The 14,029-nt window shown below is 45.3% G+C and carries 9 protein-coding genes; 6 read left to right on the top strand and 3 right to left on the bottom strand.

The features are described from left to right. Positions 1–89 precede the first annotated feature (89 nt). Positions 90–1,715: a malate synthase A gene (aceB, locus tag A142_RS21920; protein WP_019826200.1), complete on the bottom strand. Its 1,626-nt coding sequence runs from the start codon at positions 1,713–1,715 to the stop codon at positions 90–92. A gap of 314 nt (positions 1,716–2,029) precedes the next feature. Here aceB and gcl point away from each other — a divergent pair, with 314 nt between their 5' ends. The 6 genes from gcl (at position 2,030) to A142_RS21890 (ending at position 9,725) form a co-directional block, all read left to right on the top strand. After that, positions 2,030–3,802 carry a glyoxylate carboligase gene (gene gcl / locus A142_RS21915; RefSeq protein ID WP_019826193.1) on the top strand — a complete coding sequence of 591 codons (1,773 nt, stop codon included), beginning with the start codon at positions 2,030–2,032 and terminating at the stop codon, positions 3,800–3,802. Positions 3,803–3,954: 152 nt separating this feature from the next. Beyond that, complete coding sequence (gene hyi, locus A142_RS21910; protein ID WP_019826191.1) at positions 3,955–4,731, top strand: hydroxypyruvate isomerase; 777 nt, start codon at positions 3,955–3,957, stop codon at positions 4,729–4,731. Positions 4,732–4,768: 37 nt separating this feature from the next. Then, positions 4,769–5,665, top strand: a complete 897-nt coding sequence (locus A142_RS21905; protein WP_017111423.1) for a 2-hydroxy-3-oxopropionate reductase — start codon at positions 4,769–4,771, stop codon at positions 5,663–5,665. A gap of 252 nt (positions 5,666–5,917) precedes the next feature. Further along, positions 5,918–7,228, top strand: a complete 1,311-nt coding sequence (locus A142_RS21900; RefSeq protein ID WP_019826187.1) for a glycerate kinase type-2 family protein — start codon at positions 5,918–5,920, stop codon at positions 7,226–7,228. A 192-nt stretch (positions 7,229–7,420) separates the two neighbouring features. Then, on the top strand, positions 7,421–8,029 hold the full coding sequence (locus A142_RS21895; protein ID WP_019826185.1) for a TetR/AcrR family transcriptional regulator: 609 nt from the start codon (positions 7,421–7,423) through the stop codon (positions 8,027–8,029). Between the two features lie 259 nt (positions 8,030–8,288). Continuing rightward, entirely contained in the window at positions 8,289–9,725 is a 1,437-nt protein-coding gene (locus A142_RS21890) for an amidohydrolase (protein WP_019826182.1), read from the top strand. Positions 9,726–9,901: 176 nt separating this feature from the next. Here A142_RS21890 and A142_RS21885 read toward each other — a convergent pair whose 3' ends face one another. Together A142_RS21885 and A142_RS21880 are read right to left on the bottom strand one after the other, a co-directional pair. Then, positions 9,902–12,298 carry a hypothetical protein gene (locus A142_RS21885; protein WP_019826180.1) on the bottom strand — a complete coding sequence of 799 codons (2,397 nt, stop codon included), beginning with the start codon at positions 12,296–12,298 and terminating at the stop codon, positions 9,902–9,904. 151 nt (positions 12,299–12,449) lie between these two features. Further along, complete coding sequence (locus tag A142_RS21880) at positions 12,450–13,688, bottom strand: alpha-xenorhabdolysin family binary toxin subunit A (protein ID WP_019826179.1); 1,239 nt, start codon at positions 13,686–13,688, stop codon at positions 12,450–12,452. Positions 13,689–14,029 lie beyond the last annotated feature (341 nt).

Below are 14,029 nucleotides of genomic sequence, written 5' to 3'. Positions count from 1 at the left end.
TTTCAAGGGGCATACGTACCAAGCTCAGCCAGCCAATCATTACTCTTGTTTGTGAATATCATTGACTGATTCAGCTCGGTACAAGAGTCCTAACTGGACTCTTGTAGTAGCCCATAGCTGGGTAAAGTTAGGAAGGCAGCGAACTCATCGGCTGTAGAAAGTTGATAGAAAAGATCGGCTGTCTCTTCAAATCGACCAGCTGCATAACGTGAGTCTCCGACTTCATGTTTTATCGTGTCTAGCTCTTGGTAAAGCCAAGAGTGGAACAGTTGTTTGGTAAAAGTTTGGCCGTCATCAAGTGTGACTCCGTGGTGGATCCATTGCCAGATGTTAGCTCTTGAGATCTCTGCGGTGGCGGCATCTTCCATCAGTCCGTAGATAGGTACACAGCCGTAGCCTTGGATCCAAGCCTCGATGTAATACAGCGCAATACGGATATTCTTGCGCACGCCGGCTTCGTCGCGGCTGCCTTCACATGGTTTAAGTAAGGTGTCGGCATTGATGGTGTGTTCAGGGCTTTGGAAATCCATTTGATTCACTTTGCCATCAAGATGCTTGTCGAAGATCGACATCGCTAAATCAACTAGGGCAGGGTGCGCGACCCATGTGCCATCGTGTCCGTTCTGAGATTCTCTTTGTTTGTCTTCAATAACCTTGGCGGTAACACGCTCCATCTCTTGTGGATCTTTTGCTGGAATGAAGGCCGACATACCCCCCATCGCCAGTGCCCCACGAGCGTGACAAGTACGAACCAGCAGCTGGCTGTAAGCGTTCAGGAACTCTTGATCCATGCCGATCCCGTGACGGTCTGGCAAGATACGATCTTTATGATTTTTCAGAGTTTTGATGTAGCTGAAGATGTAGTCCCAACGGCCACAGTTCATCGCTACGATATGATCACGCATTGCATTCAAGATCTCTTCCATCTGGAACACGGCTGGTAGCGTTTCAATCAAAACCGTCGCGCGGATTGTGCCTTTGGGTACTTGGAAATAGTTTTCGGTGAAGCTGAAAATATCGTCCCACCACTGTGCTTCTTCCATGCTCTCAAGCTTGGGAATGTAGTAGTAAACGCCTAAGCCTTGTTGTGCTCGTGATTGATAGTTATGGAAAAAGTACAAGGCGAAGTCCATCAAGCAACCGCCGATAGGCTGATTGTTGAATTGAATAGATTGTTCAGGTAGATGGATTCCGCGAGGGCGAGCAATCAATAGAGCAGGATCGCTATTTAGCTGATAGTTCTTTTGTTTCTTGTCATCGAAATAGCTGATGGTGCCCAAGTTGGCATCTCTTAGGTTGATCTGCCCTTCGACCATGTTGGCCCAAGTCGGGGAAGAGGCATCTTCAAAGCAACACATGAAGACTTTTGCGCCTGAATTTAGCGCGTTGATCACCATCTTTCTTTCGATAGGTCCGGTGATCTCTACGCGACGATCCAGTAACTCTGGCGGTGGTGTCGCCACTTTCCACTCTTTATTCTGACGAATGGAAATGGTGTCCTTTCTGAAATTAGGTAGCTCACCGTTGTCATATTGAGCTTGTTTTATGTCGCGGTCATTTAGCAGGGTATGACGGCGATCTCCAAACTTATTAACAAGGGCTTCTAAGAACTTTAATGCATCTTTAGACAAGATCTCTTTGTACTCGGAGTTGTCCATCTTCCCAAGTACCTGCATACACAGCACATCTTCTCTCTCTTTCACGTCATTCATCATTGCCTGTCTCCTTTACACAATACGATGTCATTTTGTATACAAAATGCTCTTTTTAAGGATATTTATATGGTAGAAATTGTAAACAAGCAAACGGTATTTAACATTTATTTATCATTTGATCTTTTTGTAATTTATTTTTACGTAAAGATATTTTATGTAAAGCAATGAATTGTAAGCTTTTCAGGGTAAGTGCGGACTAAATGCGATGGGCTGATGTAATGGAAATGTTTCATTTTGGGCTTGATAAATGCTGAGGATGATTCATAGTACACAAAAGTTAGTTTAATTGTATACAATCTGAACTGGAGGTTCGAATGGCAATTATGAAAGCGATTGAAGCAGCGGTAGAAGTGCTTAAACGTGAAGGTGTAGACATCGCATTTGGTGTTCCCGGCGCAGCAATAAACCCTATGTATGCGGCTATGAAAAAGCTCGGAGGAATCGACCACGTCTTAGCTCGACATGTAGAAGGTGCATCGCATATGGCCGAAGGGTACACGCGTACCAATCAAGACAATATCGGTGTGTGTATTGGTACCTCTGGCCCTGCGGGAACGGACATGATCACGGGGCTTTATTCGGCGTCTGCAGATTCAATCCCAATCCTATGTATCACAGGTCAGGCTCCGCGTGCTCGCCTTCATAAAGAAGACTTCCAAGCGGTTGATATTGAATCTATCGCTAAACCAGTCACTAAATGGGCAACCACGGTGCTGGAACCTGCACAAGTGCCACGCGCATTCCAAAAAGCCTTTCATTTAATGCGTTCGGGTCGTCCGGGTCCAATCCTGATTGATCTACCGATTGATGTTCAGCTGGCTGAGATTGAGTTTGATATCGATACCTATGAACCGTTAGAGCCTTATAAGCCACAAGCGACACGCGCGCAGGTTGAGAAAGCATTAACCATGATGTCTCAATCGGAAAAGCCACTGATCGTATCGGGTGGTGGCGTGATTAACGCTGGCGCATCTGAATTGCTACAACAGTTCGCCGAAATCACCGGTGTGCCAGTGATCCCAACCTTGATGGGCTGGGGCTCTATCCCAGATGATCATGATTTAATGGCGGGTATGGTGGGGCTACAGACTTCTCACCGTTACGGTAACGAAACCATGCTCAACTCTGACTTCGTGTTTGGTGTCGGTAACCGTTGGGCCAACCGTCATACCGGGTCCGTGGATGTTTACACCGAAGGTCGTAAGTTTGTACATGTGGACATTGAACCAACTCAAATCGGCCGCGTGTTCTGCCCAGATTTAGGCATAGTCTCTGATGCGAAAGCTGCGCTAGAGCTAATGGTTGAAGTGGCGCAAGAGTGGCGTGACGCTGGCAAGCTGCCAAACCGAAATGCTTGGGCAAGTGAGTGTCAGGAACGCAAATCGACCATGCTGCGTAAAACCAATTTCGATGAAGCGCCAATGAAGCCTATGCGTGTTTATGAAGAGATGAACAAGGCATTTGGTCGTGACACTTGTTATGTGAGCACCATTGGTTTGTCGCAAATTGCTGCCGCTCAGTTCCTGCATGTTTATAAGCCGCGTAACTGGATCAACTGTGGTCAAGCAGGCCCGCTTGGTTGGACAACACCTGCCGCACTGGGTGTACGAGCGGCCGATCCAAGTCGCGATATTGTCGCTATCTCTGGTGACTACGACTTCCAGTTCATGATTGAAGAACTGGCGGTAGGTGCGCAGTTCAACTTGCCATACATCCATGTGTTAGTGAATAACTCTTACCTAGGTTTGATTCGCCAAGCTCAGCGCCAATTTGATATCGATTATTGTGTACAACTGGCGTTCGATAATCAGAACGCACCAGAGCTTGAGGGCTACGGTGTCGACCATGTAGCGGTTGTTGAAGGCCTTGGTTGTAAGGCGATTCGAGTTCGCGAACCAGACCAAATTGCAGCAGCATTTGAGCAAGCTAAAGAGCTTATGAACAAGCACAAAGTACCGGTGGTTGTTGAGCTGATTTTGGAACGTGTGACCAATATATCTATGGGCGTAGAGATCAACGCCATCAATGAATTTGAACCGCTTGCCGAAAGCCGCAGCGATGCCCCGACAGCGCTTGCATACAAGTAGCTTTGTTGTACGTGTACCCGTTGAGCCAAAGCTTGGCTCAACGGAAAGTCTCCAATAGAGCGAGGCTTTACTAAGCAACCGTAGCTCCATCAAATAACCGTTGCTTCACTAAACAGTCATAGTTTCACCAAATAAAGAATAAGGACAGAGTAATGGCAAAATTTGCAGCAAACTTGTCAATGTTATTCACGGAAGTTGATTTTATGGATCGCTTTGAAGTCGCAGCAGAAGCGGGCTTTCAAGGTGTGGAATATCTTTTCCCTTACGCCTTTGATGCTCAGGCAATCAAGGCAAAGCTCGACGCTAATAACCTAGAGCAAGTGCTATTTAACTTGCCTGCAGGTGATTGGGACGCTGGCGACCGTGGTATTGCGGTAGACCCAGCGCGAGTTGAAGAGTTTCAAGCGGGTGTGCCTAAAGCGATTGCTTACGCGAAGGCTCTTGGCTGTACACAAGTGAATTGCTTGGCCGGGATTGTTCCGCAAGGTGTGACCCAACAAGACGCGCAATCGGCGTTTGTGATCAACCTGCATTACGCGGCGAACGCGCTAGCAGCAGAAGGCATCAGCTTAGTGATAGAAGCGATCAACACCCATGATATTCCGGGCTTCTTCTTGAACACGACTGAGCAAGCCAAAGCGATCATTAAAGAGGTAGGGAGCGATAACCTTTCTATCCAATACGATATTTATCACATGCAAATTATGGAAGGCGATCTTACGCCGACCATGCAACAAAACATTGGCCAAATCGCACACGTGCAACTGGCGGATAACCCAGGCCGACACGAACCGGGTACTGGCGAAATCAACTACCCATTCGTGCTCAACTATCTTGATGAGCTTGGCTATCAAGGCTGGGTTGGCTGCGAATACAAACCTAAAACGACAACGACAGAAGGCCTTGGTTGGCTACACCAGTACCGTTAATTACGTCTGGTAACCCTCAAACGTTAAGGAGAACAACATGTCTAAAATTGCATTTATCGGAACTGGCATCATGGGTAAACCTATGGCGAGTAACCTTCAAAAAGCAGGTCACGATTTGATTCTGTCGGATCACTTTAATGCAGCACCTGCCGATCTTGTTGCAGCGGGCGCAACGGTCTGCCATTCACCAGCTGAAGCGGCTGAAGCGGCGGATATCATTATTCTAATGGTGCCGAACACCCCTCAAGTTGAAGATGTCCTGTTTGGTGATAACGGTGTCGAGAAAGGCCTAACAGCGGGCGGAGCAACTGGGAAATTGGTTATCGATATGAGCTCCATCTCGCCTATCGCCACCAAAGCAATTGCAGCGCGAATCAATGAAGGCGGCGCGTCATACCTTGATGCTCCGGTATCCGGCGGCGAAGTAGGCGCTATCAATGCCGCGCTGACTATCATGGTGGGCGGTGAGCAAGACGCCTTTGATAAAGCACGACCTCTGTTCGAAATCATGGGCAAGAACATCACGCTGGTGGGTGATAACGGTGCAGGCCAAACGTGTAAAGTGGCTAACCAGATCATTGTGGCACTGAATATTGAAGCCGTATCTGAAGCCTTAGTGTTTGCTTCAAAAGCCGGTGCTGATCCAGCACGCGTACGTCAGGCTCTATTGGGTGGCTTTGCTAATTCTAAGATCTTGGAAGTGCACGGCGAACGCATGGTTGAAGGCACATTCGACCCGGGCTTTAGAATCTCGCTTCACCAAAAAGACCTGAATCTTGCGCTAACGGGCGCACAAGAGTTAGGGGTTGCACTACCGAATACGGCTAACGCTCAAGAGCTGTTTGGCGAGTGTGCCGAAATGGGCGGAGAAGGTTGGGACCACTCTGCGCTTATTCAAGCGATTGAGAAACGTTCTGACCACTCGATTCGTTAATCTAATTAACGGTTTGTCTGTTTAGTGGTTAGTCAATCAACCGATTATCCATTAATTAATTCGGGCTGCTATTGATTCGTAGCCCACCAGTTTCAAACAGTTTGTTTATAAATCGCGTAGTTTCGTCTCCTTTTATACGCGTTCCTGATACGAGTCAGAGGTTGAAGTTGTTCCTTTCCAACTTGATCTTAGCAGGCACCCTTTGGCCTTGTATCGGGGTTCTTTTTTTCTCCGTCAACTAAGGAGTGGCTGATGGACATTGATGCTAAGCAGTTTCTGCAAACCCTTTTCTCAAGTGCTGTTAATCAGGCGCTACCTAAAAATCACATCGAACCTTTTCTTCCTCAAGACATTTTTTACCGCTCAGCTAACCAAGCTGGGCGAACTGTGGTAATTGGCGCAGGAAAAGCCGCCGCGTCGATGGCCGCTGAGCTAGAGGCCGTCTGGCAAGTTAAGCAACAGCAAGATCTCGCACTGCGTGACCTTGAAGGTCTCGTCGTGACCCGCTACGAACACACCGAACCTTGCGAACACATTGAGGTGATCGAAGCGGCGCACCCCGTCCCGGATGCCATGGGCTTAGAAGTGAGCCAACGTATGCTGGAATTAGTGAGTGGTCTGAGTGCTGACGACACCGTTATTTGTCTACTGTCTGGCGGCGGTTCTGCTTTGCTAAGCCTGCCCGGTGGCGACATCAGCTTGGCTGAGAAGCAACAAATCAATAAGGCGCTGCTCAAGTCGGGCGCAGCCATTGATGAGATGAACTGTGTGCGTAAACACTTATCGTCTATCAAAGGTGGGCGACTAGCGAAAGCTGCGTATCCAGCAAGAGTAGTCTCTTTAGCGATTTCAGATGTGCCGGGCGATGACATCAGTGTGATTGCCTCTGGCCCAACCGTACCCGACACCACTACGCGTTTTGATGCGATGGCAATTTTAGAGCGTTACCAAATAGAAACACCACGCTCGGCATTTGAATGGTTAAATAATCCAGAGTCAGAAACCGTTAAGCCAGATGACGTCTGTTGGAAAAACGCAGAGCACCATATTATTGCCACGCCGATGTCGGCATTGGAAGCAGCCGCGGCAGAGGCCGAAGGTTTAGGTATTCCTGCTTATGTGCTGAGTGACTGCATTGAGGGGGAAGCTCGAGATGTAGCGAAGGTTCATGCTGCGTTGGCCAAGCAAGTGGCCAATCACAAGCACCCATTCGAGACGCCTTGCGTGATACTTTCCGGTGGCGAAACTACGGTAACCGTTAAAGGCAATGGTCGTGGTGGGCGTAATTGTGAGTTCCTTTTAAGCTTGTATAACGAGTTAAAAGGGCAGGAAAACATATTCGCTCTGGCGGCTGATACTGATGGCATTGATGGTGTTGAAGATAATGCAGGTGCGTGGATCACGCCTCAAACATGGCAACAAGGTTCGAGCCTGTCGCTTAAAGCGCAAGACTATCTCGATGCCAACAACAGCTACGACTTCTTTAAGCAAGTCGGTGTGCTGTTGACCACAGGGCCGACGCTAACCAACGTGAATGACTTCCGCGCAATATTGATTCTTTAACCTGAACAGTTCGAATAGACTGAAAAACCTTAAAGTTCGAAAACGCATACTATTGAATGGTCGCTTTTCTCCACATAAGAGCGACCATTTTATTGCTATCAATGTTGTGACCTCGAGTTCTGAGATTATCTTCTGGACTAATGAAGCACGTTGATTACTATGGCTTTAGTAATGAGCTGTAAAGGATGAAATATGTCTAGGATCAGACAAAAGAATCAAGATTTAATCATCGAAGTCGCGTGTGAACAATTCGCTACTCATGGATATGCCGCAACAAAAATGGCCGATATAGCGAAAGCGGCCGACATCCCTAAACCTAATGTATTCTATTATTTCAGCTCCAAAGATAAGCTCTACAATGCCGTTCTAGAAACCGTCACTCAGCCCTTACTGGAAGCGTCACGTCCGATTGAAGAGCTCAGCGACCCTGTTGAAGCCTTGTCCCAATATATTCAAACCAAGCTGATCATTTCTCGCGATCATCCGCACGCCTCTAAAGTGTTTGCAAATGAAGTGATGTCCGGCGCTAAAGTATTGCCGAAAGAGATTGGTGATGAGCTGTATAAACAATCCCAGATGATCCTCGATAAGTTCTCAACGTGGTCAGCACAAGGCTTAATGGATGACGTTCCTGCACACCACTTGATGTTCACCATCTGGGCAGCCACCCAAACCTACGCCGATTTTGGCTGGCAGATTTGTAGCGTGATGCAGAAAGATCAGCTCGATGATAAAGACTATGAAGATGCCGCTGAATTCATCACCCAGCTAGTGATTAAAGGGTGTGGAGTGAAAAGCTAACGTTATTTGAATGTTTTTTTGGGTCTGCGATTGCAGGTCTTTTTTGTTTGTGCATGTGAGTGAGCATATGTGCAAAGCTACTTTTGTGACCTGTTGTGCAATAACTTATTTATCTTGAATTTGGCTCGATTAGGTATGCCATTTTATTTAAAGTTAGCGTTATAGTATCGGCAAAAATTCAATTACCTCATTTTTATTAAAGCTAGAAGCTAATATTAGACTTCTATATTTATTACATGCACAACATTAAGGTTTAGCAATGACGCTTAAAAGCTTGGCATGCACCATCAGCACAGTTCTACTGGCAGGCTGTGGTTCGACGGTCACGACGCAAACATACAACGCCGATCTGATCATCACCAACGGACAGGTTCTCACGATCAATTCAAAAATGGATGTGATTGAAGATGGCGTTGTAGTGGTGAAAGACGACCAGATCATCGCAGTCGGTAACGAGGATTTAATGACTCAATATCGCGCAGAAAAAGTGATTGATGCTCAAGATGGAATCGTTATGCCGGGCATGGTCAATGCTCACAACCATTTACCGATGATAGCGTTCCGTGGTTTGGGTGAAGAGGGTATTTCGAATCGTCTGTTTGCTTACTTTTTCCCTCTAGAAGCCGAAAAGTTAAGCCGTGAACTGATTTACAACGCAACTAAGCTAGGCAGCATCGAACTGGCACAAAGCGGCGTGACCACTTATGCCGATATGTATTACCACATGGATGAGATGGCGAAGGCGACCAAAGAAGTTGGTCTGCGTGCTGTGCTCGGTGAAACCGTGATTAAGTTTCCGGTGGTGGATGCCAAAGAACCTTACGGTGGGATTGAGTATGCCAAAGGCTTTATCGAGCAGTACAAAAATGATGAGCTAATCACGCCTGCGTATGCGCCACATGCGGTGTACACCGTGAGTAAAGATAAGCTTCAAGAAATTAATAAGCTATCGGCTCAATACGATGTCCCGGTGCTGATTCACGTTGCTGAATTTCCGAATGAAGAAAAGCGTATCAAAGATGAAACCAACGCCACGTCGCCTGTCGAATACATGGATGAAATCGGTGTGCTCGATGGGCGTGTAGTGATTGCTCATGGTATCCACCTTTCAGAGAACGACCAAAAGCTATTGAAACAGGCTGATGCGGGTATCTCATACAATCCAATGGCGAACGCCAAAGGTGCGACAGGAATAGCTCCTGCGTGGGAAATGTACCGAGCTGATATGCGTATTGGTTTGGGAACCGATGGCCCAATGAGCTCAAACCAAGTTGATATCATGCGTACCCTGAGTTACGCAGCGAACATGCAACGCTTAAAGCATTCAGACCGCACGATCATGATCCCTGAACAAGTGATCGAGATGGCGACATTAGGCGGTGCAAAAGCCCTACACATGGAAGATCAAATCGGTTCTCTTGAAGTCGGAAAGAAAGCAGATATCGTGATTGTAGAGACACAATCAGCGAACATGATGCCAAATTACGACCCATACGCGACTTTGGTTTACCAAGCGAACCCAAGCAATATCGACACCACTATCGTTAACGGTCAAATCGTAATGGAAAACCGCGTGATGCAGACGGTTCAACTGGATGAAATCCGCCAAAGTGTCGATGAGTTTGAAACTGATATCAAAGCGTTTGCCAAAGAGCTTTCTAAGAAGGCGATTAAGTCTAAGAGTTTGATGGACTAAGACGTAAACTTGATTCTAAAATCGAATAGAGTGAATGAATAAGTAAGGCCGACATCATGTCGGCCTTTTTGTTACGAACTCTCTCCAGAACCTTACTCCTTGAACCTCGGTTCTTTGGATGAAATCGACGCTTGGTTAATTAAAGCAAGGCTTCGGCTAACTAAAGTAGTACTTAGCTAATTAGAGCAACTGTTGCCGTTAGGAATACCGCTACCTAAGAACTCGACGCGAATTTGTTCGACATCTTTTAGGTACTGGTTGTTCGTTTGTTCGGTTTTATCAAAGTTGTTGAGCGTGACATTCCATGATGAAAACGGAGTGGGTTGGAAGTAGGCGTATTCGAATTTATTCGCCACGGCACCATCGGTGATGATGCTAACATCGTTGGTGGTTGGATCATCTAGGCGGTAATAGAACGCGCGTGAAACAGGGTTAGAACTGAACTGATAGTCCTTGTTCTCATATCGGTCTAAATAATTACCCGAACTGGAAACTCGTAAGTTGAGTTGCTTGCCATAAGGTAAGTTTTCCCCTTCTAAGAACACTCGTACCGTGGAAAGCCTAACGCGGTCAAACGAACACAATTGGACTTGTTCTAATGGAATAGTGAAGTTTAGTTGTCCGGTTGTTGCAAAGCTCTCTAGTTGCTCGGGGCTAGAAATGGTGTAGTTGTCGATGGTGAAATCTTGTGGTGCTGGTTGGAAAGAAGACAGAGCATTTACATACTCACTTTCGACAGTAGCCAAATCAAACTGGTAGTCCAAGTAGCTTTTATTCAGAGAAGGCGTAACTTCGCTTGGCTTCAATGCCCAATATTCGTATGCCTGAACATAGTTAGACAAAGCAACGAACATCGGACGTTTGAAGTGCATCAATACTCTTGATAGTTCACGTTCAATCGAATCGAAGCTGTCGGTGTCTACTTGATAACCCTCGATCCCATCGTTCAATCTTTGTTGTTGATTGATAGTCACATTATTGGTGAGTAAGAGGTCTACCAACTTCGCTTGCTCGTGAGCAAAGTTAAGCTGCGTGATGTTAATTGCCTTACCCAGAAGAACCTGCTTTTCGAGTTCGAGTAGGTATTGTCTTGCTCCTTTGATACCTAAGCTATCGGCATATCTTAAGTTGCTGCGGATCTCGGTGATCATCAGATCCCACGCCAGATTGCTTTCATTGATGGTTGGGATGTTGAAGTTAAAGCCATCCATCGCTTCAGATACCTTCTGGAGCTTGATGGTTGATTTAATATCCGCGGTTAATTGAGAAATGCCAGAAATCGTTTTGGTCACGCTATCAATAATGCCTGTGACGGACTTGATATTGGTGACGAGGTTTTTCGCTTTTTCTAATGCTTCAGGTGTTTTAGCCAATTGATCGGTTAGGTCATTCACACCAGAAAGGTTGCCTGTGAATACCCCACTCACGGCACTTCCAATTTCGGCTATTGCTTTGAATATTGCTAGAGCCGCATTGAGTTGTTGTTGGGTTTTCCAATTCTCGACACCAACTAAATAAGTGGTTCTTGAACTGAGAGTGACCAGTTCTTGTGCTTTATATTGGCTATCGACCTCGGTCAGGCTATCGCCTATCTTGTCTATGTTGGATTGGGTTTGTGTGATGATCGAACTCTGAGCGCGTAGAACGTCTTCGATGTTAGCGAGTGCTAACTTGGCGGCTTCAATCTTGTCTTCAATGACCGTGTTTCTATCTTGAATAATGTCCCATTGACTTTGATACGCGATCATAGCGTTCAAATAGGCTTCGTATTTATCTTGATATAACACCTTGTCGAGATAAGGAACGTAATTGCTCTCTCTGGTGCTGAAGCTAATGAATTGCTTGAACGCGACCGTTTGTAGGTAAAGGTCGGAAAGAATCGGATCGTCTTCAACCACTGAACCTGAGTAACGCAAGCTCTGTTCAATCCAGTTGATGAGGTCGAGGCTAAGCTTTGGGTTGGTATCGTATAAGCTGGCTGCCATATCAAACGAGCGATTAACAATGTCTGTAAAAGGTTCAGTAGCCAGTTTCATTTGCCCAGTAATGTTCGAGTCAATGGTCGTTCTTCGGTAGTGTTCTCCTGCCAATACCACGGACTCGCCATCACCAGTTTTTCCTGTTAGGGCGTCTCGTGTAATGCTGCCATCGCTTTGGAAAGCGAGCACATTAATGGGCGTTTTTATTTCGCCGGCAATCACAGAAATTGAGGCTGCAGAACCTTGCTGTCCGAGCACAAACGTCGGCGTGCCTTGGCCAACGATTTTTCGCGCAAAAATAAGGATGTTTTGGTTGTTTACAAGCAAGTTGAAATTCTCTGGAATTTCAATGGTATCTGCAAAAACGACGATTTTTGAGGGTTGAGTGACGTAAAGGTTTTGTTCTGCTATCCAATCACTGAGGTTGATGTGTAAATCGGATGTGGAACGAGATAGAACGCCGACATCGGAATAGGCCGATTGAACCCAAGTTGGGTATTCGGTTGAATTGGGTAAATTGTTCAGTTCAAGCCAATCGCTAGAAAAAGCCTGTGGAGAGAATGAAAGAGAAATAATAATAGGTAGAAGTCTCATATTGATGTCCTGTCGAAATTAGTATTTGCCAAATTTTGGGTAGCAGAAACCAGCACCTTAATTTTGATAAGGTGCGGCTTTCTGTTAGGGATATATTTTTGGCTATTGCGTTATATTTTTTGTGTTTTTATATGATCGAGAGGTCTATGGACTATTCCATTTCTTGGATATATGCATTGTTTGCGAACGCTTTTGCTTTCTCACTAATATTACTCCAGTTACTTTCTGCAACCGTTGTATTGGCAAGAGCGCCTATTGCGCCAAGCATTGCGTCGTCTTTCATGATGTCGGCATTATTCTGGGCTTGTTCTAAGGCAACGAGCAGTGAAGTAAAGTCGGCATTCATTTTCTGCCAATTTAGTTTCAGCTTATTAATATGTGGAATCGCACTTTCTATTTGTTGAGAAATCATATCGATACTCTCTGAAGAGCGATGATAAGAGTTATATATTTTCTGTGTGTAAGTTAACTGTTCTTGAAGCTCTTTTACTTCGTTTTGTAACTCGTTACGAAGCTTACGCGCTTTTTCTGCTTTATCACCGTATACACCCATGATTGGTCCTGCAACCAGAGGGAACCATGCATAAGTCACCGCGGTAGAGGCGACCGTAACATAGTGAGTGTAGTCTTTGTTGAGTTGAGTGATACGTGCATTGATGTCATTCACTCGTTGTTGAAGCGCGCTGCCATCATCGCTTAGGTAACCGTTGTGAGTGCCTTCTAATACATCTAACTGCAATTTTTGTGTATCTAATGTAGCTGAAAATTCCAATAGGTTACCGCCAACGTCAGACACTTCTTGTTGGTATCTCATGGAAAAACTCTGCAGGCTTTTCAGGTAAGCGATCGCCACCTTTCTATTGCGTTCTACCGCTTCGATATCTTCCGGGAGCGGCGAGAATGCTTTGGCCAGCATTTCATTCAAAGCATCGCTAAGTGGGTTAAGCATGTAGTCTTTAATTTGGACGTAATTGGCCAAGCTTAATGAAAGACCAACGATGCTTGGATAAAGATCTTTTTTCCAATAAAAGGCGGTATCGTGAATATTTGAGTATTGCTGAACCAGTGCTTGGAAATTAGAGAAAGGAATGTCGTTAGGAATACTTAAAGTAGATTTCATACTGGCTTCTGTCACCGGCAGCGCTAAAGCGCCTTCGACATACGCTTGGATTTGATACCACTCTTGTTGCTTAAGAATAAAATTGTCGGTCTCTAGATCGATAAAGACCCCATTTTCACCGATGATCGTGTCGTAGGTGACTTGAGGTATGTTTTGTTCAGCTGACGCTTGGTTGATTTGAACTGGAGCTGCTTGAGAAGTGAGTGCAAAAGAGGAAAGTAGCCCAATCGAAATCGAAGATAATACGAGTGTTCTTGTGATTTTTTTCATTATTTAGCCCTGTTAGATTTGTTATTAGCTTTTTGAAAAGTCAATAATCCCCCTACCATTTAGATGGTGTTTTTAAATATTTATGAAGGGTTATTGAATATTTTAATATTGTTATTTTTGTGATTATTTTTTGTTCTTTAAAACTAACCTCTTTAATGTGTTTTTTGTTTTTATAAGATTTGGCCAATCTATAGCAGATTTATAATGAAAAGTTCTATTTAGGTCACACATTTGGATTCATATTGATCGTTTGTTGATCTATTGAATTTAATGATATTTGAATCATTAGTTTTGGTTCTTTTGTCAGGCTAGGTATGGAAAGGTCTCGAGAGGTTTTCATT

The organism is Vibrio splendidus 12E03, assembly GCF_000272105.2.
Classification (GTDB): Bacteria; Pseudomonadota; Gammaproteobacteria; order Enterobacterales; family Vibrionaceae; genus Vibrio; species Vibrio splendidus_I.
The sequence above is the reverse complement of the archived record's forward strand: the minus strand, read 5'-3'. Positions and strand labels throughout refer to the sequence as shown.

What these genes read in the sequence shown, in the direction of transcription:
- hyi (WP_019826191.1), top strand. Translation starts at nt 3,955, where the DNA reads ATGGCAAAATTTGCAGCAAACTTGTCAATGTTATTCACGGAAGTTGAT.
- A142_RS21900 (WP_019826187.1), top strand. Translation starts at nt 5,918, where the DNA reads ATGGACATTGATGCTAAGCAGTTTCTGCAAACCCTTTTCTCAAGTGCT.
- A142_RS21905 (WP_017111423.1), top strand. Translation starts at nt 4,769, where the DNA reads ATGTCTAAAATTGCATTTATCGGAACTGGCATCATGGGTAAACCTATG.
- A142_RS21895 (WP_019826185.1), top strand. Translation starts at nt 7,421, where the DNA reads ATGTCTAGGATCAGACAAAAGAATCAAGATTTAATCATCGAAGTCGCG.
- A142_RS21885 (WP_019826180.1), bottom strand. Translation starts at nt 12,298, where the DNA reads ATGAGACTTCTACCTATTATTATTTCTCTTTCATTCTCTCCACAGGCT.
- A142_RS21890 (WP_019826182.1), top strand. Translation starts at nt 8,289, where the DNA reads ATGACGCTTAAAAGCTTGGCATGCACCATCAGCACAGTTCTACTGGCA.
- gcl (WP_019826193.1), top strand. Translation starts at nt 2,030, where the DNA reads ATGGCAATTATGAAAGCGATTGAAGCAGCGGTAGAAGTGCTTAAACGT.
- A142_RS21880 (WP_019826179.1), bottom strand. Translation starts at nt 13,688, where the DNA reads ATGAAAAAAATCACAAGAACACTCGTATTATCTTCGATTTCGATTGGG.
- aceB (WP_019826200.1), bottom strand. Translation starts at nt 1,715, where the DNA reads ATGATGAATGACGTGAAAGAGAGAGAAGATGTGCTGTGTATGCAGGTA.